We start from the raw sequence: 23,758 nt of genomic DNA on the forward strand, positions 1-23,758 counted from the left end.
AGGATAAGATGTTTTCTAATTTGAACCTGCTCGCACTTGTGTTGTTAACCAGCCTGCTGGCTGCCTGCAGCAGCAGTATGCCCCCTCGCCAGACCTCTCCCTCACAACCGCCTGCCAGTAAAACGACGCCTATCGAGCGGCCAGCTCCACCGGCATCGTCATCTCCCGCACCATCAGGCATGGGGCCGCGCATCATCAATATTGATCCAAAACCGGAATTTCAAGGCAATGCAACCGATGGCATAGACCCGAATACTCCACTGGAAACGACAGTGACGCCCAGGCTGGAACCTATCGTCAAATCCACGACCAAGCCTTATATCGTCAATGGCGAAACCATTTCCCCGATGTCTTCTATCGCCACGCCGTTTACCGAGACCGGGCATGCCTCCTGGTATGGCAAAAAATTTCATGGTCGCAAAACAGCCAGTGGTGAAGTCTATGATATGTTCAAACTTTCAGCGGCGCACAAGACCTTGCCTCTGCCGAGTTATGCGCGTGTGACTAATCTCAGCAACCGCAAATCGTTGATTGTCAGGGTAAATGACCGCGGCCCATTCGGCCGTCCACGTATCATTGATTTGTCTTACGCGGCAGCCAAGCAACTGGACATTATCCAGCACGGTTCCAGCCAGGTAGAAATTTCACTGATCGACCCGACAATGTCAGCGAGCCCGCCGGCATCCAGTGACACAGTGCAAGTCACCAGAGAGATTGTGTCGTCCTCTTCAACGGGGACCGCTTCATCAGCAAGCGCACTTTCCTCGGCGAACGCATCTGCAACTGCAGGTGCGCCTACATCGGCAAGCACCGTTACCAGCGGGCTGGAAGCCAATGGTATTTATATACAAGTAGGCGCTTTTGGCCAGGAAGAAAATGCCGACCGCTTGCAGAAACGCATCTTCACTGCCATCCCCGAGACACAAACCCTGCTCAACAAAGTGTATAATGGCAAGCTGTTCCAGGTTGTACTGGGGCCGTATCCAGATCACGCATTGGCAGCACAGGCAGCCAGTCAGATGCGTGACCAATTGCAGTTACCTGCACTGATTTTTACCCGGTAATTGTTTGTTCAGGAGAAGGTTCTTCTTCGTGAATTTATGTATCCCGTAAGGGGTTTTTCTCATTGACTGTTTATCTCGTTAAGTGACTAACCATGTGGCGCTATTGCATTGCTTTTCTATTCTCACTTCCATTTATCACGCTGGCGGCTGAAGCCATCACCCTGAATGTACCCTCGCCGACCCTGGCGGCTAAAGCGTTTGTGCTACGTGACGCCAATACCGGCGGGTTGCTGGCAGCGAATAATCCTGACATGCCGGTAGAGCCAGCATCACTGACCAAAGTGATGACCGCTTACCTGACCTTTGAAGCGGTCAAACAAAAGCGTTTGGCACTGACACAAACATTGCCTGTGAGCCATAAGGCCTGGAAAGTCGAAGGGTCTAAAATGTTCATCGACACTACCATGACCGTCACGGTGGATGAGCTTTTACATGGCCTGATTATCCAGTCGGGGAACGATGCGGCGATCACGCTGGCAGAAGGGATTGCCGGCAGTGAAGAGTTATTCGCCACGCTGATGAACAAGAAAGCCGCGGCTTTAGGCATGAAAAACAGCCATTTCATCAACTCAACCGGCCTGCCTGACCCGACCCACACTACGACAGCGCGTGATTTGTCTATCCTTGCGAATGCCTTGATCCGCGACTTCCCTCAAGATTACGCGCGCTTATACTCACAAAAATCTTACACCTATAACAAGATTACCCAGCCTAACCGTAACCGGTTGCTGTTCCTGGACCCGACCGTCGATGGCATGAAAACAGGGCATACCGAATCTGCTGGCTACTGCCTGATCTCTTCTGCCAAACGTAATGATTTCCGCCTGATCTCTGTCGTATTGGGCACCACTTCAGACAATGTACGCGCTGCCGAAAGCCAGAAACTGCTGAACTTCGGCTTCCAGTTTTTTGAATCTAAACTGATTTATCCGGCTGCTAAAGCCATTACCCGCCAGAAAGTCTGGAAAGGCACTGAAAGCGAAGTAGATTTAACTGTGGCAAAACCGGTGTACCTGACTCTTCCACAAGGCGAATACGCGAACATGAAAGCCAATGTGCGTATCGCCAAACCGCTGGAAGCGCCACTGAAAGCCCAGCAAGCGGTAGGAAAAATTGAATTTACGTTGAATGGCAAAGTTGTCCACAGCGTGCCATTGGTGACCATGCAGGCGGTTGAAGCCAGTAATATTTTTTCACGCATGATTGACCAAGTGCGTTTATATTTGCAATAACCGTTTCAAAGCAGGTGACCATATGAGCCAGCAAGACCAGACACCTTCTGAACAAATACCGGCAGCAGAAGAAACGCTGATTGAGTTTCCGACTGACTTTCCTATCAAGGTCATGGGTGAGACGCATGATGACTTTACTTCTGAGATTACCCGCACTATACAGGCACATTTACCGGAATTTGACACGCACCTGATCGAAATCCGTGGCAGCAGCAATGGTAAATACCTGAGCCTTACCTGCCTGGTGTACGTCACTTCCAAACCGCAACTGGATGAAATCTATCGCAGCCTGACCTCGCACCCGATGGTCAAGGTCGTGCTGTAGTCGCAACCCACATTCCCATGCCTGACGTGGAAATTCGCCAACTGGGCCTGACTGACTATGCAGTCACCCTGGCCGAAATGCAGGCTTATACCGCGCAACGCAATGCCGACTCTAGCGACCAACTGTGGGTGACTGAACACCCGCCGGTTTATACGTTGGGCCTTAATCGACGCGGAGTGAGGCTGCCTGATAACAGCATCCCTGTATTGAATGTAGATCGTGGCGGCAAAATCACTTATCACGGCCCCGGACAGCTGATTATTTACTGCCTGATCGACCTGGCCCGTAGCCACTTGAATGTCAGGCAACTCGTCTCCATCTTGGAAAACAGCCTGATAGACTTCCTGGCAGATCACAGCGTGGCCGCTGAAGCGCGTGCCGATGCACCGGGTGTCTATGTTGACGGTAAAAAAATAGCCTCGTTAGGGCTACGCCTTAAAAATCAGTGCTGTTATCATGGCTTAAGTTTAAATGTTGATATGGATTTGCAACCATTTGCCGACATAGACCCTTGTGGCTACGCCGGCATGCAAATGACGCAAACCACAGAATTAAAGATTCCGTTGGCCATGGCTGATATTGCGGCAGCGCTAACCCAAAAATTGAAAGAGAAACTGGCGCATGTCAGATAAATGCCAAACTGAACGCCCGGCGAAAAAGGTGGCTGGCGTCAAAGAAATTGACGCTGCAAAAACCTCACGTATCCCGATTAAAATCGTGCCCATGCCGACGTTGCGAAAACCGGAATGGATACGCATGAAAGTGCCCGATTCCGCGCGTTTCCAGGAAATCAAGCAGGTACTGCGCGACAATAACCTGCACACCGTGTGTGAAGAAGCCAGTTGCCCCAACATTGGTGAATGCTTCAGTGGCGGCACCGCCACTTTTATGATCCTGGGTGATATTTGTACGCGTCGCTGCCCGTTTTGCGATGTGGCGCACGGCAAACCATTACCGCCTGACCCGAATGAACCGGAAAATCTGGCGCGTACTATTGCGCAAATGAAGCTGCGTTATGTGGTCGTGACTTCGGTTGACCGCGATGATTTACCGGATGGTGGTGCCCAGCATTTTGTCGATTGTATCCGCGCCATCCGTGCACAATCTCCTACGATTAAAATCGAAATCCTGGTACCTGATTTTCGTGGCCGCCTCGATGTCTCTTTAAAAATCCTGCGTGAAGCACCGCCTGATGTGATGAATCACAACCTGGAAACGGTGCCGCGCCTGTATAAACAAGCACGTCCAGGCTCTGATTACCAGCATTCTCTTAACCTGCTCAAGCAATTCAGCGAGATGTACCCGCATGTGCCGGCAAAATCGGGACTGATGCTCGGCTTGGGTGAAACAGATGAAGAAATCATAGAAGTCATGCGTGATTTACGTGCGCACAATGTCAGCATGCTGACGCTGGGTCAGTATTTGCAGCCCAGCGTACATCACCTGCCAGTGCTGCGATACGTGACACCTGATACCTTTGCCTGGTTTAAGGAACAGGCAGACGCGATGGGATTTGACAATGCTGCCAGCGGCCCCATGGTGCGTAGTAGCTACCATGCCGACCAGCAGGCCCATGCAGTCATCGCCCAAGAAGCATAAATTAAAAGCCCGCTGGCCTTCACACTTGAAAAACCCAGCCTAAGAAGATTCGCACAGGAGCAAGATATGGTTCCCCATTTAACCACCGCCTTAAGCGGTCCGTTGGACAGTCTGGAAAAACGCATTTTACAAGCCATGCCGGATATCGAGCACTGGTTTCGTTCTCAATGGCAGGAAGTCGCCGCGCCATTTTATGCCAGTGTGGATCTGCGTAATTCGGGCTTCAAACTCGCACCGGTAGATACCAATTTGTTTCCAGGCGGATTCAATAACCTGAACCCGGAATTTCTCAGTTTATCGGTGCATGCCGCCCAGGTTGCGGTGGAGAAGATCTGTCCGGATGCCCGCAGATTGTTGCTGATCCCGGAAAACCATACCCGGAATACCTACTACCTGCGTAACGTTGTTGAACTGTGTCATATTCTGAAATCGGCAGGTATGGAGGTGCGCGTTGGCAGCCTGTCACCCGAGATCACTGAAGTGACCAGGCTGGAAACCCACGATGGCCTGCCTTTGATTCTGGAACCGTTGGTACGCGAAAAAAATCGCCTGAAACTCAATGCCGCATCTTTTGAAGGTGTCGATTACCCGGCATTCGATAGCTGTGCCATCCTGCTCAATAATGATTTATCAGGTGGAGTCCCGGAGATACTGCAAAACCTGGAGCAAACTTTAATTCCACCTTTACATGCGGGTTGGTTTACCCGCCGCAAATCGCAACATTTTGCCGCTTATGACAAAGTGGTAGCTAACTTTGCCAAGCTGCTGGATGTAGACCCGTGGCAGCTCAACCCTTATTTTGACACCGCCAGCGGCATTGATTTCCATAACCGCGTGGGTGAAGATCAACTGGCCGAAAAAGTTGATGCCATGCTTAAGAAAATCCAGGCTAAATATGACGAATACGGCATTACCCATGCCCCGTTTGTGATTGTAAAAGCCGATGCCGGCACTTATGGCATGGGTATTATGAGTGTGAAATCTGCCGACGAAGTGCGTGACCTCAATCGCAAAACACGCAACAAAATGTCTGTGATCAAAGAAGGTATGGAAGTCAGCGAAGTCATGATCCAGGAAGGGGTATATACCTTTGAAAACATCAATGATGCCGTCGCTGAACCTGTCGTCTATATGATGGATCACTTTGTGGTGGGTGGCTTTTACCGCGTGCACACCAGCCGCGGTGTGGATGAAAACCTCAATGCGCCCGGCATGCAATTTGTGCCACTGGCATTTGAAAAGCCCTGTACCCTGCCAGACTGTGCTGGCGCACCAGATGCACCACCGAACCGCTTCTATGCGTATGGTGTGGTCGCACGCCTGGCATTGCTGGCAGCCGGGATGGAACTGCAGGAAAACGATCCACTGAACGCATAATCTAAGGCGCACGATGAAACTGCTGTTTATACTCGACCCGCTCCGCACCCTGACTGTTTACAAAGACACCAGTCTTGCCATCATGCGTGCTGCGCATGCGCGTGGGCACGCGTTATGGGTATGTGAACAACATGATTGGCACTTGCAGCGTGAAGTTTCACTGGTCGATGCGCAGCCTTTTGCATTTGAGGGTAGTGGCTGGGTAGTCGGTGACAAGACTACACATATCCCGACTGCTTTTGACGCAGTATTGATGCGCAAAGACCCGCCGTTCGACAACGAATATTTATACAGCACCTATTTGCTGGAACTCGCTCAGCAACAAGGTGCACGCATCATCAATGATCCCGCATCTATACGCGGCTGGAACGAGAAACTATCAGTAGCACGCTTTCCACAATTTGCGCCGCCTTTTATCGTCACCAGCCAGCGGGAAAAGATACTGGCTTTTCTGGCAGAGCATGACGATATCATCGTCAAACCGCTGGATGGCATGGGCGGCAGCGGCATTTTCCGTTTGCGAAAAGATGACCCCAACATCTTCGCCATCCTGGAAACACTCACCCAATTTCAAACCCAAACTATCATGGTGCAGCGCTATATCCCGGAGATCCTTAAAGGCGATAAACGCATCCTGATCATCAATGGCGAGCCATTGCCTTACGCGCTTGCGCGTATCCCGAAAGCAGGTGAAACCCGCGGCAACCTGGCGGCTGGTGGTAAAGGCGTTGCACAACCATTAAGCGCTCGCGACCTGGAAATTGCGGAAACAGTTGGTAAAGCCCTCAAACAACACGGCCTGTTTTTAGTTGGGCTGGATGTGATTGGAGATTATTTAACCGAAGTGAACGTCACCAGCCCTACCGGCATGGTGGAAATTGCTGCACAATCAAAAGAATGGGCTACGCCTTGTGACCCCGCGCAAGTAATGGTGAAGGCGTTAGAGAAAGTGGTCGCAAGTTAAAAGTAATCCTAAAGGCGCTTGCGGTCCGGACGCTTTTTATCCTTTATCACCTAGCCTCTTCCAACCACAAACTCCGTTATTTCAAAATAACGTCGCCATTTACGATCTGATAAACCTCTGAGTAGGTCGCAAGTCACCCCAGAATCGCTTCTGCAATTCATAAAGATTATTTTTGAATTAATCAATCAACATTTTTCTCAAACCAAGCTATTTCTTTATCAACTTTGATAATATGGCCTAAACGGTTTAAATAAATGCGTTATATCATCGACTGCTGCTTCAGGAGTGTCAACCATGCGAGTGTTAGTGCTAGGTTCCGGTGTGATTGGTGTGACAAGCGCCTATTACCTTGCATTAAAAGGCTTTGATGTCACTGTGGTTGATCGACAACCGGCAGTCGGCCTGGAAACCAGTTTTGCTAATGCAGGACAGATTTCACCCGGTTATTCTGCACCGTGGGCCGGCCCCGGTGTGCCGCTGAAAGCATTTCAATGGTTGTTTCAGCGCTATGCGCCGCTCTCCATGCGGCCGGACTTAAGCCGATGGCAATTGCAATGGATGTCTCAATTTCTCAAAAACTGCTCACTCGAACGCTACACGCTGAACAAATCCCGCATGGTGCGGCTGGCGGAATATAGCCGCGATTGCCTGCGGGAGTTGCGTGCTGACACGGGCATCCAGTATGAGCAGCGCAGCCGGGGTACCTTGCAAGTGTTTCGTACCCAAAAACAGCTTGATGTTGAATTTAAAGATATTGCAGTGCTCAGTGAAATGGGTGTGCCTTTTCAGCATGTGGACCCTGCTGGCTGCGCGCAGATTGAGCCTGCTTTAATTCACGTTAAAGACCAGCTATTAGGCGGTCTGCATTTACCTGATGATGAAACCGGCGATTGCCAGTTGTTTGCTAGTCGCCTGGCTGCGCTCGCACAGACTCTCGGGGTTAAATTCAGGCAAGGGATCACCATCAATCGCCTGATCACACAGAACAATCAGTTGCAAGGCGTGGAAATTAATAGCAGCAATGGTATCGAAACCTTGGAGGCAGATCACTATGTGGTTGCCCTCGGCAGTTATTCGCGCGGGCTGATGCAAGGGATGGGTTTGAATTTGCCGGTGTATCCCGTGAAGGGCTATTCCCTCACCGTCCCTATTATTAACACCGATGCCGCGCCGGTTTCCACCGTCATGGATGAAACATATAAAGTCGCCATTACCCGCTTTGACCAACGCATACGTGTGGGTGGCATGGCCGAATTGGCAGGCTTTGACTTGACGCTGAACCCGCACCGCCGGAAAACACTGGAAAAAGTCTTGAATGGATTATTCCCGCAAGCGGGTGATATTTCTCAAGCCGAGTTCTGGACAGGACTACGCCCCATGACCCCTGATGGGACACCTATCATTGGGCAGGCGGATGCACGTTTCCCCAATGTTTGGCTCAATACTGGCCATGGCACGCTTGGTTGGACCATGGCCTGCGGTTCAGGCCAAATATTGGCAGATCTTATGGCGCAGCAAACCCCAGCGATAGAAACCCAGGACCTGCAATATTCACGTTATTTTGTTTAAAGTATGTTCGTGCAGTGAAAGGCCTACATCAGCACAAAATCTTTCGGGATAGGTAATGGGGGAATATTTGTATCGCCCAATGCTTCCTTGGTTTCTATTTCAATCACATCTGCCAGTGCACTGATAGGCAATGCATTCGCGCCCATGGCAAACGGCTCTTCCAGCTCGTTACCCAGGGCATCCAGGCCGAAAAAGGTATACGCAGCCAGGGCGGTGACAAAAGGCGTCGCCCAGCCGAGGGTATTGGCAAAACAAAAAGGTAACAGAAAGCAGAAAGTATAAGCGGTTCTGTGCAACAGCAAGGTATAGCCAAACGGAATCGGGGTATTTTGTATGCGTTCGCAAGAGGCTTGTACCAGCGCCAGCTTTTGTACCAGCTCATCAAGCATGTTGAACTGGATAGTGTCGATGCGATCGCTATGTAATGCCTCGATCAACACACATTCCATCGCGCGCAGAATCGCTTCTGCGGGGTTTTTGCTATTTGAATATTTCAGAAATACCGCTTCCGGTAGGTAAGTGCGAATTTTGTGGCTGGGATTAGTGGGCCTCAATTGCACCAGCAACGCTTGTGCATAAGCGATATTACATTCGAGCAAGATGCGACGTGGAGATCGGGTAGCATCTTCGGACTCTTCCAGTAGCTGGCTCAAGCGGGCGAGACTGCGGGAAGTCAGCACAAATTCGCCCCAGATTTTACGTGCTTCCCACCAGCGCTCATAGCAGGCGTTATTCCTGAACGCCAGAAAAATGGATAAGGTAATGCCCAGCAAGGCAAATGGGCCACCATCAAACTTGGGCAACCAGCCTGGTTTAAAGGTATAAATGGAGACGATGAGGGTGGAGAGCGTAGCCACAAATATCAGCAGCGGCATGATTCTCAACACAATCGAGCCCTTGATAATAAAAAACAGTTCAAACAAATGCGGTCTGGGTCTGACGATCAAAGAGATTCTCCTGCAAATCGAACTATTGCTGTGATGGTATACTCGATGGATTAAGTGTACCCGCCAGCGCCTCGATTACATTGGCAAAACAAGCATGGAAATCAGTTGGTTTAACGCTTTTTTGTCGCAGGCTACTTTCATTACTATCAGTGCATACCTTGAGTGAAGTGAGATTGATGATGTTGAAATGGAAAGATGTACTCAAATTTGCCAGAGAAGGCAATCCTGAGCCTAATTACAGAGTGCGTAAATCCGCCAGTGAATGGCGTGAAATACTGGATGAAGATGTCTTCACTATCGCACGCCTCAGCGCCACCGAGCGCCCGTTTTCTTCAGAGATGTGTGAAGCATTCACACCAGGCCGTTATGCGTGTGCCTGCTGTGAACAGGAACTGTTTGATTCCGGGCAAAAATTTGAGTCGTCTTCAGGTTGGCCCTCGTTTGACCAACCGCTGACGCCCAATGCGATTGCTTATATTGAGGATGGCAGCCATGGCATGCAACGCATCGAAGTGAAATGTAATGTCTGTGATGCGCATCTGGGGCATGTGTTCCCCGATGGCAAGACGGAAAGTGGCTTGCGCTACTGTATTAATGGCAAAGCCACCACTTTTGTCAGTGGCTGAAAAAAGCCCCGGCTGATGCACATCAACCGAGGCTTTTTTAATTGATCAGGCCAAGCTTTATTTACCCAGTCTTCTGCCAAAGCTCACCGCATAAGATGTCGGGCGGGCCAGCAGGATAGGGTCCTGGCTAGCTTCGATACCTTCGGTCAATTGCAACGGATTAAACATCAGCGTTTTTTCTTTTGCCTTGCTATCCGCAACCACTGATTTCAGGCTCAACGTCCCTAACTCAACGATCTTGCGGCTTTCTGGCCATTGCACCGTCGCATTATTGACTTCATCCCCTTTGTCCGCAATTTGTAGTAGCAGTTTGTATTGCACCGCGTTTGCTTTCACACGCTCGGCGATATCGGTCATCAGGTAATCCGGCGCCGCGGCATCAGCAGCTTCCTTGGTCAAATATTGTGCACCTGCCACAGGAATAATCTGGTAACGACCATAGACAGTCTGACCAGCAGCATTAGTGAATTTGAAGGCATTCACACCAAAGAACGGTTGCGTTGCAAAACTAACCGGTGCAGGCTTGGGTGTGGTCACAAATTTCAGCGCTGCCGGATGCGCACCCAGGAACTGTTCTACAGGGCTTGGTTTGGCGGTACTATTTTGTGAATCACGCACGGCATTGAGCAAACCTAAAAAATCCTCTGGCGTCGCCGCGGGAAAGTTATTCACCGAGATGCTCACGATATCAGTGCTTAAGCCATCTGGCAGTTGAAAACGGATAGCGATCCCTTTGGGGAAAGCATTGCCGTTGGCATCCGGGATATTAGGTACGCCTGTTGCGTCTGAGAAACGCACCAGCACTGGGCTAGCGGCTTTCTGCAGATGTGCAGCCTTGCTGATGCTGGCGGCTTGTGCGGAGGGCTGGAAAGAGCCTTCCAGCATCACACCCTTGGCATGGTTAGAGCGGAATCCTGCATGTGGACCGCCCGAGAGGGTGGTCAAGGTATCCACCAGTTGCTCGGTCACCGGCTTTTCCTCTGCCATAGCAGAAGTTACAGTGATCATGGAAGCCGCTGTTAGCATGCTGATCAGTATTTTTATTTTCATGATGATGTCCTTTCAATCTGTAAATAAGCAAAAAAATTAATACCGTAAAACAAATAACGCAAAATTAACATATAACGCAAAATTAAATAGCACACTATATTTATGACAAAAAAAATGCAAAACAACCCAACTACTAAAAAACTTTTTCAACCTTTTCTTTATTCTGCATGCTGAATTAAGTGGTTACGTAACACTTTCATTCTGTCGCGCAGCGACACAAGTTCGTCAACCGGACAGCCCATGGCGCATAACATCTCATCCATAATATCTGATGTCTGCTCACGCAAACTGCGTCCACTATCGGTTAGGCAAATAATGACTTGCCTCTCATCTTTACTTGAACGCACTCTCTGCAATAACTCAGCAGATTCCAGTCGCTTTAATAAGGGCGTCAAGGTTGCCGAATCCAGAAATAGTTGTTCGCCAATATCACTCACCGTACGCTGGTCACCTTCCCATAAGACCAGCATCACGAGATATTGTGAATAAGTTAGCCCCAGCTTTTTCAATAAAGGCCGGTATGCTTTGTTGATTGCCAGCGATAAGGAATAGACAGCAAAGCATAACTGCTCATTTAAAATCGGGGTTTTGCCTGCTGATGTGCTACTCATGAAAAACATTATAAATAGCGCGCTATTAAATAGCAATAAAATAAATAAATTATTTTCTGAAATAGTCCAATAGTGTCTGGATCATAAAATTGCCCTTTTTGTGCATTCTGATTTTGCTCATTTCAATCTCCTTTTTAAGCATATGAAATGCATGGTAAGACCAATCAGCCGCTAAGGAAAGTTGAATGTTTTTATGGCAATGATTAGCGAAATTTATCGCTGTCAGGCAGGAGGATTAAATCCGTCCAGCGGATTAATGGCAAATGACAGGTCATCGCCAATATCGATATCAATCTCATTCTGCCCTTCCCAGCGCTCCAGCCAGATTGAAAAATCTTTTTCAGGCATGGGCTTGCCAATAAAATACCCCTGCCCTTCATTACAACCCAGTTTGGCTAACTGAGCGAGCACTTCTTCGTTCTCGATGCCTTCAGCCACCACGGTGAGCCCAAGGTTATGGGCCAGGTCAATGGTGGATTTGACGATACTGGCATCCCCCGCGTTTTTGTCCATGAACATGACAAACGAGCGGTCAATCTTAAGCTCTTGCACAGGTAATTGCCTTAAGTAAGCCAATGACGAATAACCCGTCCCAAAGTCATCGATTGCCAGGTGCAGGCCCATCATTGCCAGCTTCCTGACCACCGTTTCGGCACGCTCTGGGTCCTGCATCAAGCTGCCTTCCGTGATCTCCAGTTTAAGGGCTTTTGCATCCAATCTATGTGTTTTTAGCAAGGCTTCTATTTGCTCTGGCAACTGCATATTGTTCAGGTCACGCGTGGATAAATTCACCGCCAGACTCATGTACAAGCCCTGGCTACGATAATCGGCCAGCACCTGGCAGGCGCGTTGCAGCATCCAGTTGGTAATTTCACTGATAATGCCGGTTTGTTCGGCAAACGGAATAAACTGGTCAGGGAAAATCATGCCTTTTTCCGGATGCACCCACCGGATCAGCGCTTCACCACCCAAGGTCTTGCGGGTTTTCACATCTATTTTTGGTTGGATATACAGCAATAACTGATCTTTCTGGATGGCTTCTTTCAAATCGGAAATCAGGGTTAAGGTTTCCGATTGGTCTATCTCAAGTGCCGTGTTATATACGATCCAGTCTGCTTTCTTGATTTTGGATTCATGCAGGGCAGTTTCGGCATGGTTAAGTAATGCCTCTTCACTGACGCCATGCTCCGGGTAAAGCGCAATACCTATTGCAATACGCACATCAATCGCCTGACCTTGCACATTCACTGGCATATCGAAGATACGGTTAATTTTTTCGGCATACTTGGTCGCTTTGGCTTGGTCAGTGTGTTGTAGTAACACGGCAAAACCATCTGCGTCCAAGCGGGCAACCACATCATCCTCGGAAAATACGTTTTGCTTCAAGACCTGGCCGACATGTCGCAATAAATCATCACCAAAATCCCTGCCCAGCGTTTTATTGATGGGCTTGAATCGATGGATGTTAATGACAATCACGCTGAGCGATTGCTGTGTTTCTGCATGTCGGATGATTGATTGGCTTAGCCCTTGGGTGAATGCCAGCCGGTTCGAGAGACCAGTCAACTCATCGTTAAACGCCAAGCGTTGAATACGTAGCGTACGCTGCAACACCGCTTCACGCATACTGTTGAGCGCCTTGCCCAGATAGCCGACTTCATCAGTGCTATTTATATGGATTTCTTTTTCATAGTTACCCATGGCGATTTCATCCGCATTTTTTACCAGCTCGGCAATCGGCTCCGTTGTTTTGCGCGACACATACGAGATCAAGGCGGCGAAAATCAGCACGCCGACAAAAGTCAGCACCACCATGCTTTGAAATAATTCATTCAGGTCATGTGTGAAAGGTGCGACTGATCCTTGCAGGACCACCAGCAACACTTCGTCTTTGGTTTCGTGTAAGGAACGGATTTTCAGGTGATAGGTTTGACCTTGTAGATCAACTTTATGCAGCGACAATTTCTGGTGATAAACATCTGAAACGGTTTTGACCAGCACATTAGAGAGTCGATTGGTGCCAGTGCCACTCGTTAGTTGCCAGTCACGCTGTGCGGTTTTTTGCAGAAAGGCCACATCAAGATGTGTCAGCTGCTTGATCTGGTCAGCTAAGCGGCCATCCACGGCAAACCCCATGACAATCCAGCCAATCACATCCGGGGCTTTCACCGGCACCGTAATCAGCTGATACGGCTTGCCATCGACAATATCAAACTTCAATGTGCCATTCTGGTTTTGCGAGATCGCCTGCCGCACATCTTCTCTGGCATCGTTTTCAAAATTGCCATCGACCGTCCCTATCACCAGCTCTTCGCTATTGCTGATGTAATAAGCCACTTGCGCATGAATACGGCCCTGATAGCTTTCCAGCGCAGACTTGATGGTCTCGGCATCATTACTGGCCACGGCATCGCGAAAGCCAAAGTCAGCTGCCAATACCTGGGTGGCTTGTTTCAGGCTTTGTGTGTTGTGTTGCAGCAGGTTAACAAATACACGCTCACCGACATTCATCTGCTCCTCGGCAAGCTGGTTAGCATGTTTGATTAATGCATACTTTAGCGGTAGGAGGCCGGCTAACTGAATAGCGACTACGACAGAGAGAAAGGTAAACGCTATTCGAGAGCGAATATGTTTGAACTGGATCATTCAGGTTTATTTTTATGGAATGGACACTTTAACTTCTGTAGCACCCTCAATATTAACTTTTTGCTCGGTAGCTGGTTTGTTCACGCCAGGCGCCCATACCTGATAAGTATATTGGCCTTCAGCCAGCTTGACGACTGCGCGGCCTTTATCATCCGTTTTAGCGAAAAATGGTGTATCTACAATGTATATGTACCCTACCATAGAATCGTGAATGTTGCACCCCAGGGTCACCAAACCGGCCTGGTTGAACAGTACCGGGTCAGTCGGCACGCCGGAGTAAAGTTTAAGCTCAAACTTTTTGGCTGGTGAGAATGAATAGACATGGTGCCTGAAGCTGTCTTCGTTAGGAAAATTGATGCTGGTGCCGGTTTGCACTACCGTCACTTTTGGATTGAACATCTTGTTCTTTTGCACAATTTTACCCTTGGCATTTGGGTTGCTGACAGGCGTTTTGCCATCATAAAAAGCCACTACCGCATCGGCCACCGGAATACCTGCTGCATTCGAAACAATGACAGTGACATCTGCATGGGCAATGCCAAAAAATGTCATCGCGATTGCAAACAGCGTACGCTTTATTATCGTCAACATGCGCTCTTTCTTCACTCTAATTAGGGACGACATCGTATTTCATCGGTGCCAATATTTTCAGCAACTCATTCTTTTCTTTAGTACCTACGCCATTCGCATCCATGCGCTCCCGCAATACATCCACCATAATCTCAAATTCCGCAACCGTATTATGCAAATCTGCATGCGCCTTCTTCATCGTCTCACCTTCATACACACAATTCCCACCGGTTTTCACGCACAGAAAATTAGTGACACTTTCTTTCAAGGTTTTCATTTTTACGCCCTCAAACGAGCGGCTGGTACGCGGGTCTTTACTGACGATATCCAGGGTCTGGTTAGACAACCTGCTTAACATCGGCAGGCCGCCAATGCGCTGAAACAATGTCGCTTCAGGCTTGGTTTGCATCATGCACCCTGCACATAACAATATCGTCATGGCGATCACAAAATATCGCATTTCTTTTTCCCTTATTCTTTCAGTCAACTATCACATCTTACATTGCGGCTCATGGATTTATATTGCAAGCACAACCATAATCCCGTCTTTTTTCATGCAATTATATTTATCGCAAAAACTAGATAATGCGTAAATCGAATAATCCTTAAAAGAGATTGTGATGTTTACAGTGAAATCTATTTCATCCGCATTGTCTGTTTTACTGGCCTTGGCGGCGTTTTCTTCCTCAGCAACCGCGGGCGACCGCCTGCTGGCCACCGGTGGTGTGACCCAGGTCGAAGGCGCGGCCGGCGGCGGATTAATGCCTTGGGCAGTGATCAGCGGTTACGGGACTGACGGTCAAATTGGCGGATCTGCTTTTTACACACATGCTGAAACCAAAGCGGACTACAAGTTGAATTCTGCCGGCATTTCGTTAGGCTTTAAGAACCGCGTGGAAGTCAGCGCAACGCAAACCAGATTTGGCTTGGGTGATACTGTACCAGGTAAGGAAATCCGCCTGAACACACTAGGCGTTAAATTGCGCCTGATTGGCGATGCTATTTATGACCAGGACAGTTTGCTACCGCAGATTTCAGTCGGCGCTCAGTACAAATATAACGAAGACTTTAATGTTGTGCCCAAATCATTAGGCGCCAAAGACCGTAGTGGTGTCGATTATTACGTAGCCGCCAGCAAGTTATTTCTCGGCGCGGCCAATGGCTATAACCTGCTAGTGAATGCTAACTTGCATGCGACCAAAGCCAACCAGTTTGGTTTGCTGGGTTTTGGAGGCGACAGACGAGACAGTTATCGCATTTACCCTGCTGTCTCAGCTGCGGTGATGTTGTCGGATACTTTCCTGGTGGGCACTGAATTACGCTTTAAACCTGACAATCTGTCAGGTGTAGAAGAAAAGAAAGCGCAAGATGTGTTCCTGACCTGGTTCCCACATAGAAACGTGTCTGTGACGGGCGCGTATATCGACCTGGGTACGATTGCCACCAAAGAGAACCAGACCGGCTGGTATTTATCTGGCCAGTTTAACTATTAATGAGGTGTAGCAAATTTAGAGGCTGAGCCCGCAAGATGTTTGTAGCGTCTTGTCTAGACGCTTAAAATCTTCACCATTGCCGGTGGCAAATGCGTAAGGGTTGGTCAACAAATAGCGATTGTACTTCACCTGTCTTGCCGAATATTTTTTTGCCAGGCCTCGACTGTAACAGTCGCATTCGGCTTCAGTACTGCTGGCGTGGAATTGTTGCTGGCAGCTTGCTTGAACAGATTGCAACTCCGCTGGTGTCCATTCTGCATGCGTTTCCTGCACATTAGTCCTTGCTTGTGTAAGCATGGCATACATCAATTCAACACTGGCCCGTAATTTACCTAATGGCGCAGTTTGCAAAACCTCTTTTCGCAAAGGTTGCAAGTTAGTTGGGTCTACAAAAAAATCTGCTTCGGCATCCTCTTGCTCAGGTATCTCGTAACCCTGAGCAGCGAGCATGATCTGTTTGGCTGGTTCCGCCTGCAGCAAGGCTTGCGCTTCAGCGATATCTTTAGCGGGCAGTCTCAACTGCCAGTGTACCTGACAATCATCACCAGCTTTTAAACGTATATGACTATGAATCAATTGGTCAGACACAGCATCACCAAAGGCCGGTGGGATACGTTGTAGCAGATATTGCATTTCCTTGTCTGCTAATGCTTGCAACGATTGTTGATCCAAACAAGCCTGTAGCGGTAAGCAACTAACTAATAACATCCCGCCAATAGAGCGGATGAATCCAGAAGTGCTTGAAAATATGTTCATTATAGTCAGGGTTGATGATTGTTCCGTTTTTTGAGCGAGTCCCGGCTAAAAAGTTTTAAGGTCTCAAACAGAAATAAACGGTACTACACAAATGACAACGGGCGCTGATAGCGCCCGTTTTTTGTAGCAAGAACAATTACTTGTTCATTACGTACATAGTTACTTCAAAGCCGAAACGCATTTCGGTAGCAGCTGGTTTTGTCCACATGATTGATTTCCTTTAATTAGTTTCGTTTTAGCGTTTGCTATTACGTGTAACCATATTAAAACCGACCCCAAATCTTGTCGTGCTTAAACTGCGCAACATGCCGTCATGATTTTCATGAGACTCGCCTAAGCATCGTTTCTGTTACGCAAGCTTTTAATCTTGAGCAACAACTTGCGCATGCCTTTGCGGCCTATAGTGCGCTTCAAATGCACTTTAAAATCATATAGATAAAATGGCAGTAACGTCCCCATATTCAGGCCGTGCCCGGACAAGCCGAGGTACAGGGCAAGGAATTGTTTACGGCCATCCCAATGTAATTTCTGCACCGCGCGGGTTAAATCGGCAATTCTTTCACTGTAAGGCGTTGCAGTTGGATAAGCATGCAAGCGGGCTGTGTCGATCAATGAAAATTCCAGTTCATCAGCTTGCTGGCTGACCAGGATGTTGCCGCCGGAAAAATCCCTGAAATAAATACCCGAAGCATGCATATGCAAACAGAAACGCGCGAATGACTGGTACAACGTCAGCGCAGGAACACCCTTAAATGACGCCGCGCCCTGGCTAAAGGCGATAAATGCCTGGGCAATCGTAAAGTCATGTCTCACATATTCGCAAATAAAGAAATTTTGCTTCAGGGTGGCATCGTCGGCACGTTCAAAATACGCCAATGGCATGGCAGTGCCTACACCGCGGCGCAACAGTTCCATGGCGCCATTCCAGCTGCGCTTGGCTTTGCTGGGTTTAAAACGATCCAGCAACGTCTTGTGCCAATGCATACGGATAGGCTGCTTGACGGTGACTTTTCTCTCTGTTGTGTTGCTGAATGCCTGATTGACTGCATTTTTACTAGCTGGTCTGGGGTCCGGTACTGGCCAGATGGCATTCCTGGCATGGCGCAAAGCTTGTTCTTTGCCTGGTGCCTTGAGCGTGCCGGGATGCCAGGCGTACCACAATTGCGCTGCCTGCTCGCTACTCTCAGCCAGGATCATGCCACGCCAGTCAGCCTCTTGAACCGGGAAATACTGCAAACCTTGTATGTGCGCGTGGATAACAGTTTGCGACAGCTTGGGGTTGGCAGTATGCAGATCAACATTCTCCGTGGCTTCCCACATCAGGTATACAGGCGTTTCTGTGATCAGCGCTGGTGGGCTGATCGTCTGACCATTGCGGTTGATACACTCCATCTGACGCAAGCTTGATTCCGCATAGACCTGATTCAACACTGCACATTGACCGTTGACTGTCCACGCGATGTGAAATAATTTTTGATGCTTGCGCAGCTGGTGAATTTCCAAGCCGTGGCCGGTCGCCAACGGGCCGATATAGTGCGCGCCATTCAGCCAGCGCGCCACTGTTCTCAGGGCAGAAAAACTCGGGTTGCGCTGGTATTCATGCAGATTACCATCGGCTGACTGGTAATAGGCTACCCGCTCCAATGCAGGATAGCGTGCATCATCCAGGCCATCATTGATCACGCCTTCACGGTGGCAGATCATGGCGCCCCAGTTTGCCTGTTGCAAGGCGCCGGAAGCCGCCAGCAAAGTGAAATAGCGCGTGACATAATCTGCCTGCTTTTGTGCCCCATCCGGTAAATGCCGCTGGATGCGGTAAATCGCCCAGAATGCCACCGGCGAGATCAATGTCTCTACCCCATAATCGGCACCGATTTTTTCCAGCAGGCGGGCTTTTTTGATCAGATTGAATTTCAAATAGCGGGTCCAGCGGAACTGGAAAATACGGTGATCCGGCTGTTCAGGCTCAATGACACGCTCCACAAACAGGTTGTTACTGTGGATATCCGGCAGCAAGTGTTCGGCCTGCAGTTTTTTAAACGCGCTAATGTTATACAACGGTTCAAAATCCTGGATATTCGGTCCAACAACTTTTACACCATATTGCCTGGCCAGGCGATGCGCGATCTGCCAGGCCTGCATAAAACCAGGCCACTGATACCCGGACCAGCGCTTGCGGTTAATGGTATTGCCGATTTCAAGACTGGCAATCTGGCTGGCATATTGCTGCAGAAACTGCTCGACAAACTGCTGCCATCTGGCCTGTACTTGCGCATCCAGCATATGTCTGGCGATTGCGAACGGCTGCACCAAATGTACATCCACAATCAAGCTGGCATCCAGCAAACGTTGCAATAAACGTGTCTGATGCACATACATATCATCGTCACCGATATCCAGCCGTACGCGGCCTAGCCCGAGCGCAGCCAGTTGCGCCAGTACATAATCATCGGTTTCAGGGTGGGTATTGGTCGCCACGCAAATGCCGATAAAGTGTGCAGGCACCGCATGATTTTTCTGCGGCAGGTGGCTGTTTTTGAGCCACAACCCTCCTTTGAAAATATAAGACAACCCATCCAGCAGCACCTGGCTGGTTAACATTGTTGGCAATGGGGAACGTTTCAAACCAACCTCTTACTCTGGCAAGCGATACCGCTGCTCTTTATACAATAAGGCCGGCAACAAGGCATTGGCCAACGCCTGCTCGGATAAAGCCTGCGCATCGGCGGGTGCAGCAGTGTTCACCAGCTTTTTGCTGTTCGGTTCGTAATGCCCGAAAGCCGGCGCCTTGCCCTCACGCAACACCACTACTTCATTCTGCGCTATGCTGGCACCCGTTTGCTGCATCCAGCCATAGTTATAGTTGTATTGCATCATGGCGCGGCCGTGATAATCGGCATTGATATTGGATAAATCATGCCCAGTCATCGGGTGCTGGGCAGCTATGCCCATTAATGACAATACCGTCACCGGCAAATCGATCTGGCTGGCGATGGCGTTAACCGTTTTTGCCTGTACCGCTCCACCTAGAATCAGCGCCGGGATATGGAAATGCTCGATCGGCACCAGCGAATCGCCGCGCACGCGAATGTCGTGATCAGCCACAATCAGGAACACCGTATCATTCCAGTATGGGCTGGCCTTGGCTTTCTTGAAAAATTCGCCTATCGCATAATCCGCATATTTCACCGCATTGTTATCAGTGGCTTTCGGCTGTTCAAAGAGCTCGATACGGCCATCGGGGAATTCAAACGGCGCGTGGTTGGATGAGCTGAATGCCAACGTGAAAAATGGTTTGCCGCTGGCATGGTGCGCCAGCAATTGCTCATGGGTTTTATTGAGTAAATCTTCATCCGAAGCGCCCCAGCTGGCCACAAACACCGGGTTTTTGAAGTCAGGCTGGTCAGTAATCTGCTGGAAACCATTACCCATAAAAAAGCTGCGCATATTGTCAAAATGCGACTCGCCGCCATAAATGAATTCGGTGTGGTAACCCTGCTTGCCTAATAAGGAAGCCAGTGTAAAGAAGTTACCCTGGCTTAAGCCCAGTTTGACTGTACTGTCTGCAGGTGTAGGCTGAAAGCCCGTCACCACCGCTTCAATGCCGCGCACAGAACGCGTGCCGGTGGCATACAAATGCGTAAACCAGATACCTTCGGATTTGAGTTGTTCCAGGTTAGGGGTGACCGGCTTACCGCCCAGTGATTCGACAAACCCGGCACCCAGGCTTTCCTGCAACAGAATCACCAGGTTTAATGGTTTTTCGCGTTTCACCGATGGCACCAACGTGGTCAAAGTTGGGATATCGCCTTCTTTTGCACCGGTGATTGCAAATATTTTTTCACGCGGCAATTTGCCGTACATCTCACTCGATTTAGCCTCATGCTGCAAGCTGTAAGCGGCGTAAAAAACCGAATAGGTAGAATTCAGGATCAGGCTGTTAACCATACTGTCTTGGGTAATGGCAAACAGGGCCGGGTTAGCCGGCCGGTGTGTAAGCGTAGAGCGAACCCCAAATGCTGTCAGCACTAATATCACCGGCCATACCAGCCATAACTGTGGATTTGACCAGGTTGATTCAGCTTCACGCCAAGGCTTGAGCAGTTGATATACCAGTACAAATGCCAGCACTGCCATGCCTAGGCCAAAAAACAATTCTATTTTGAAGCCCTGCCACAGCATGCCGAACACTTCGTGCGGATATTTGAGGTATTCGACAAAAATACGGTTGGGCCGTACGTCATATTCGAGGATAAATCCTGGGGTTGCCGCTTCCAGGAAGACCAGCAAGACCAGTGACAGCAACACCCACCAGAAGGTAAAAGCGCGCCAGACATGGAACAGTTTGCGGGTGGCGAGTATGGGCGAAAGTAATACCGGAATAATGGCCAGCAAGCCAAGCTGAATCAAGTCAACGCGCACGCCTTGCAGCAAAATCTGGCTAAGTTCGCCAGTCGCCAGTACACGCTCCCATTTCCAGCCGACCAGACCTAAGCGGGTCAGGGAAAGAAAGACCAGGCCGGTCAAAAACATTACAATCAGTGGTGCGTAAGGCCCGAACCAATGACCAAACGCCCATAACTTTGAACGTGGACGCGGGGTACCGAAATAACTTGATGGCATGTTGTGCTTAATCAGGATTGATTTAAGCGTGTAATTATAACGGGTTATTGTGCAATGTTATTGCAAAGCGCCAGATACCTGGTTCAGCAGGTATCTGGCAGCTTGGCTAAATGCCATTTTTAAGAGATTTTTTACGCAAGTCCAGATAGACCATGGATAGCAAGATCACCGGAATCACGAAGCCCACCAGCAACGGAGTTAAATCCAGCAACATATCGGCAATGCCGGTCTGGCTGGTGAATGCGCTCCACAATTTCGCCAGCAGCGGAATCACCGTAAATAATAAAGTCGGCACCAGAAACCAGATAGTGCTGGTCGCGCCGCGTTTGGCGAGCCTTGCCGACACATAAGAAACTACCGCCACGACCACTGCAGCCGAAGCCCCCCACATTGCCCCGGCAATCACCGTAATCCAGGTACCTACCTGGTATAACAACAAGCAAATAATGGCAGTTAAAACAAGTTTTCGATTGATTGATTCTGACATAAGAGGCCTTTTTATTATGTGGAAAATTATAGGACGACATGTAAACAGATAGTTAACGAATGAATAAGTTGCGTCCAAATCAGCTTGTTTTAATTAGCTGGTTACAAATAATGGGCCACTGCTACCATCTATAGTCTGCAATAGATTTTTTGCTTGAAATACCGTGCCTGACTGGTCAGCTGACTATCATTCCGTAATTTTGGACCAGACAGCCAAAGCTTGCAGGTCCTGATAAACAGGTACTTCGGGATTCACGTCCAGTATGCCTTTATCAATCAGCATCACCGCCCGCTGGCAGCCTTCCCTTTTATTGCCTTTTCCTATCCAGTCAACAATGGTCGCTTCGCCTTCTTTACGCACGATAGTCGAATATTCTTTGAGTACCGCATCCCTGGCAACACTGCCGCCAATGGCATCCGCAGCTTCCATCTTTTTCGCGATGTATCTGGTCGATGCGGTGTAGTATTTGGCATTGCGTTCCTGCCAGATATTCACATACTCCCTGGGCGTTTCCAGCCGGCCCAGCATAGGCAGGCATTCAATGCCTATACGGCCTACGACAAAATTAGCCGCGCCCATAAATGCGGATGCGACATTTCTGGATTCGGTCTCCAACCCGTCATCCTGAGCACGCGCAGAAGTTACTAAGAGAATGATTAAAAGTCCTGCTGAAACTGATACATAGCTTTTCATAACTTATGCTCAAAAGTATCCAAATTCCTCTTTATCTTGGACCTACTGACCCCGTAGCAGGCATACGTGGACCACACTCACCACCTTCACATTTCAGTGTATTGAAATCGTAAATTGCTGAATGACCAGGGTTACCTATTGGCCTGGGCACCCCTTTAGGAATCATGAAGGTAACCGATTGCGCCCCATAGAGACCTGCAGGATATGTAAATGCTTTAAGAACGACATAAGCATTATAAATTCTTGGACTAGGCGGTTTGAGAAGCGTCCTGTTGGCTATAGGAGGAATGTCCTGCTGCACCGAATTTTGTATTATTGAATCAACCCATAAGTCAGCATCTTCTTGAGTCGCCTTTCTTAATATACCTTTGCGAACAGCATCCTCTAAGCCGACAGCGCCTGCCATGGGTGCATCCTTGACATAAAATGCGGCTGGTGAAATTTGGGCAGAGGTAACAAGCTTTGTGTCTTTTTGTAATGCATCACCAATAATTACTCGTCCATTCTCCGCAGGGAAAATCATATTGACTGCTTTGCCGAAAACTCGCCTTGCCATTGGATTAAGCTTTTGCAGACTGCTGTCAGTGACATAGAAATATCCACAAGGACCATGATTATCAGCTGAGCTAATTAATTGAGGAGTGTTTTTTTCTAAACCGGCAACCGCCTGTCTATGATAACCACTGATAAGTACCGCCAAAATTTGGGTATTTTTTGACCATCCTATATTCCAGACAGTTGGCTCATAAGCTCCCAGCATAAGCACCACAGGCTTATTAGGACTGTTAACAGCCACATCTATCTGTGTTGCCTCGTGCCCACTCTGGTCTATTTGGAAAGATAACTTGCGGCCAGCATATGCACCCGCTGCAAATACAGCAAAATCTGATGATGTTTCCAATGCCGGAAATCCACATGCGACATTCTGAGTAACGTTACTTGGTTGATTTGACTCTATCTGGAAGTCAAAAGGCTTTAAGTCAGAACTCGCACTCCATGTATTAGTTGAAACAAAGAGAAAAACGTAAAAGATAATTCCTAATCGCATTTGTATAGAGTCTCACTGGAAAATGACAAAGATTTTAATGACCACGCTTATTACAAAACTTTAAGTCTTGACGATAAT

23 protein-coding genes are annotated in these 23,758 nt (G+C 48.8%); 10 read left to right on the forward strand and 13 right to left on the reverse strand.

Annotated features, from left to right (window positions below):
• Window positions 1–8: 8 nt before the first annotated feature.
• The 8 genes from VK958_RS04390 (at window position 9) to VK958_RS04425 (ending at window position 8,130) form a co-directional block, all read left to right on the forward strand.
• The gene (locus VK958_RS04390) at window positions 9–1,064 is read left to right on the forward strand and encodes a septal ring lytic transglycosylase RlpA family protein (RefSeq protein WP_325239302.1); all 1,056 of its coding nucleotides are present in this window, start codon (window positions 9–11) and stop codon (window positions 1,062–1,064) included.
• 134 nt (window positions 1,065–1,198) lie between these two features.
• A complete protein-coding gene (locus tag VK958_RS04395; protein ID WP_325239359.1) occupies window positions 1,199–2,296 on the forward strand; it encodes a D-alanyl-D-alanine carboxypeptidase family protein in 1,098 nt (365 codons plus the stop codon).
• A gap of 22 nt (window positions 2,297–2,318) precedes the next feature.
• Window positions 2,319–2,621 (forward strand): HP0495 family protein, encoded by a 303-nt coding sequence (locus VK958_RS04400; RefSeq protein ID WP_325239303.1) that lies wholly within the window; start codon window positions 2,319–2,321, stop codon window positions 2,619–2,621.
• Between the two features lie 17 nt (window positions 2,622–2,638).
• A complete protein-coding gene (lipB, locus tag VK958_RS04405; protein WP_325239304.1) occupies window positions 2,639–3,253 on the forward strand; it encodes a lipoyl(octanoyl) transferase LipB in 615 nt (204 codons plus the stop codon).
• Window positions 3,243–4,220: a lipoyl synthase gene (lipA, locus tag VK958_RS04410; RefSeq protein WP_325239306.1), complete on the forward strand. Its 978-nt coding sequence runs from the start codon at window positions 3,243–3,245 to the stop codon at window positions 4,218–4,220. The genes lipB and lipA overlap by 11 nt, the downstream gene beginning before the upstream one ends.
• Before the next feature lie 66 nt (window positions 4,221–4,286).
• A complete protein-coding gene (gene gshA, locus VK958_RS04415; RefSeq protein ID WP_325239307.1) occupies window positions 4,287–5,597 on the forward strand; it encodes a glutamate--cysteine ligase in 1,311 nt (436 codons plus the stop codon).
• A 13-nt stretch (window positions 5,598–5,610) separates the two neighbouring features.
• A complete protein-coding gene (gene gshB, locus VK958_RS04420; RefSeq protein WP_325239308.1) occupies window positions 5,611–6,561 on the forward strand; it encodes a glutathione synthase in 951 nt (316 codons plus the stop codon).
• Window positions 6,562–6,855: 294 nt separating this feature from the next.
• Entirely contained in the window at window positions 6,856–8,130 is a 1,275-nt protein-coding gene (locus tag VK958_RS04425; protein ID WP_325239310.1) for a D-amino acid dehydrogenase, read from the forward strand.
• Between the two features lie 23 nt (window positions 8,131–8,153).
• Here the strand turns inward: VK958_RS04425 and VK958_RS04430 are convergent, their stop codons facing one another.
• A complete protein-coding gene (locus VK958_RS04430) occupies window positions 8,154–9,077 on the reverse strand; it encodes a bestrophin family protein (RefSeq protein WP_325239311.1) in 924 nt (307 codons plus the stop codon).
• Window positions 9,078–9,253: 176 nt separating this feature from the next.
• Here VK958_RS04430 and msrB point away from each other — a divergent pair, with 176 nt between their 5' ends.
• Window positions 9,254–9,703, forward strand: a complete 450-nt coding sequence (gene msrB / locus VK958_RS04435) for a peptide-methionine (R)-S-oxide reductase MsrB (RefSeq protein WP_414683842.1) — start codon at window positions 9,254–9,256, stop codon at window positions 9,701–9,703.
• Window positions 9,704–9,760: 57 nt separating this feature from the next.
• Here the strand turns inward: msrB and VK958_RS04440 are convergent, their stop codons facing one another.
• The 5 genes from VK958_RS04440 to VK958_RS04460 all read right to left on the reverse strand — a co-directional run bounded on the left by VK958_RS04440 (window position 9,761) and on the right by VK958_RS04460 (window position 15,040).
• Complete coding sequence (locus VK958_RS04440) at window positions 9,761–10,753, reverse strand: catalase family peroxidase (RefSeq protein ID WP_325239313.1); 993 nt, start codon at window positions 10,751–10,753, stop codon at window positions 9,761–9,763.
• 158 nt (window positions 10,754–10,911) lie between these two features.
• The gene (locus VK958_RS04445; RefSeq protein WP_325239314.1) at window positions 10,912–11,364 is read right to left on the reverse strand and encodes a MarR family winged helix-turn-helix transcriptional regulator; all 453 of its coding nucleotides are present in this window, start codon (window positions 11,362–11,364) and stop codon (window positions 10,912–10,914) included.
• Window positions 11,365–11,586: 222 nt separating this feature from the next.
• Window positions 11,587–14,010 carry a bifunctional diguanylate cyclase/phosphodiesterase gene (locus VK958_RS04450; protein WP_325239316.1) on the reverse strand — a complete coding sequence of 808 codons (2,424 nt, stop codon included), beginning with the start codon at window positions 14,008–14,010 and terminating at the stop codon, window positions 11,587–11,589.
• A gap of 12 nt (window positions 14,011–14,022) precedes the next feature.
• Window positions 14,023–14,601, reverse strand: coding sequence for a methylamine utilization protein (locus VK958_RS04455; RefSeq protein ID WP_325239318.1), 579 nt, complete (start codon window positions 14,599–14,601; stop codon window positions 14,023–14,025).
• A gap of 16 nt (window positions 14,602–14,617) precedes the next feature.
• Window positions 14,618–15,040 (reverse strand): group I truncated hemoglobin, encoded by a 423-nt coding sequence (locus tag VK958_RS04460; RefSeq protein ID WP_325239320.1) that lies wholly within the window; start codon window positions 15,038–15,040, stop codon window positions 14,618–14,620.
• A gap of 160 nt (window positions 15,041–15,200) precedes the next feature.
• Between VK958_RS04460 and VK958_RS04465 the strand changes: the two genes are divergently transcribed.
• Window positions 15,201–16,073 carry a DUF3034 family protein gene (locus VK958_RS04465; protein ID WP_325239322.1) on the forward strand — a complete coding sequence of 291 codons (873 nt, stop codon included), beginning with the start codon at window positions 15,201–15,203 and terminating at the stop codon, window positions 16,071–16,073.
• A gap of 15 nt (window positions 16,074–16,088) precedes the next feature.
• Here VK958_RS04465 and VK958_RS04470 read toward each other — a convergent pair whose 3' ends face one another.
• From VK958_RS04470 to VK958_RS04500, 7 genes are all read right to left on the reverse strand, one after another.
• Window positions 16,089–16,706, reverse strand: coding sequence for a hypothetical protein (locus VK958_RS04470; RefSeq protein WP_325239324.1), 618 nt, complete (start codon window positions 16,704–16,706; stop codon window positions 16,089–16,091).
• A 259-nt stretch (window positions 16,707–16,965) separates the two neighbouring features.
• Window positions 16,966–17,037: a pyrroloquinoline quinone precursor peptide PqqA gene (gene pqqA, locus VK958_RS04475; protein ID WP_081624291.1), complete on the reverse strand. Its 72-nt coding sequence runs from the start codon at window positions 17,035–17,037 to the stop codon at window positions 16,966–16,968.
• Window positions 17,038–17,162: 125 nt separating this feature from the next.
• The gene (locus VK958_RS04480; RefSeq protein ID WP_325239326.1) at window positions 17,163–19,454 is read right to left on the reverse strand and encodes a lipopolysaccharide kinase InaA family protein; all 2,292 of its coding nucleotides are present in this window, start codon (window positions 19,452–19,454) and stop codon (window positions 17,163–17,165) included.
• Between the two features lie 9 nt (window positions 19,455–19,463).
• A complete protein-coding gene (locus tag VK958_RS04485) occupies window positions 19,464–21,452 on the reverse strand; it encodes an LTA synthase family protein (protein ID WP_325239328.1) in 1,989 nt (662 codons plus the stop codon).
• A 106-nt stretch (window positions 21,453–21,558) separates the two neighbouring features.
• Window positions 21,559–21,939: a hypothetical protein gene (locus VK958_RS04490; RefSeq protein ID WP_325239330.1), complete on the reverse strand. Its 381-nt coding sequence runs from the start codon at window positions 21,937–21,939 to the stop codon at window positions 21,559–21,561.
• A gap of 186 nt (window positions 21,940–22,125) precedes the next feature.
• Window positions 22,126–22,554: a hypothetical protein gene (locus VK958_RS04495; protein ID WP_325239332.1), complete on the reverse strand. Its 429-nt coding sequence runs from the start codon at window positions 22,552–22,554 to the stop codon at window positions 22,126–22,128.
• A 109-nt stretch (window positions 22,555–22,663) separates the two neighbouring features.
• Entirely contained in the window at window positions 22,664–23,680 is a 1,017-nt protein-coding gene (locus VK958_RS04500) for a hypothetical protein (RefSeq protein ID WP_325239334.1), read from the reverse strand.
• Between the last annotated feature and the right edge of the window lie 78 nt (window positions 23,681–23,758).

The sequence above is a fragment of the Methylophilus sp. genome (assembly GCF_035460085.1).
Taxonomy (GTDB): Bacteria; Pseudomonadota; Gammaproteobacteria; order Burkholderiales; family Methylophilaceae; genus Methylophilus.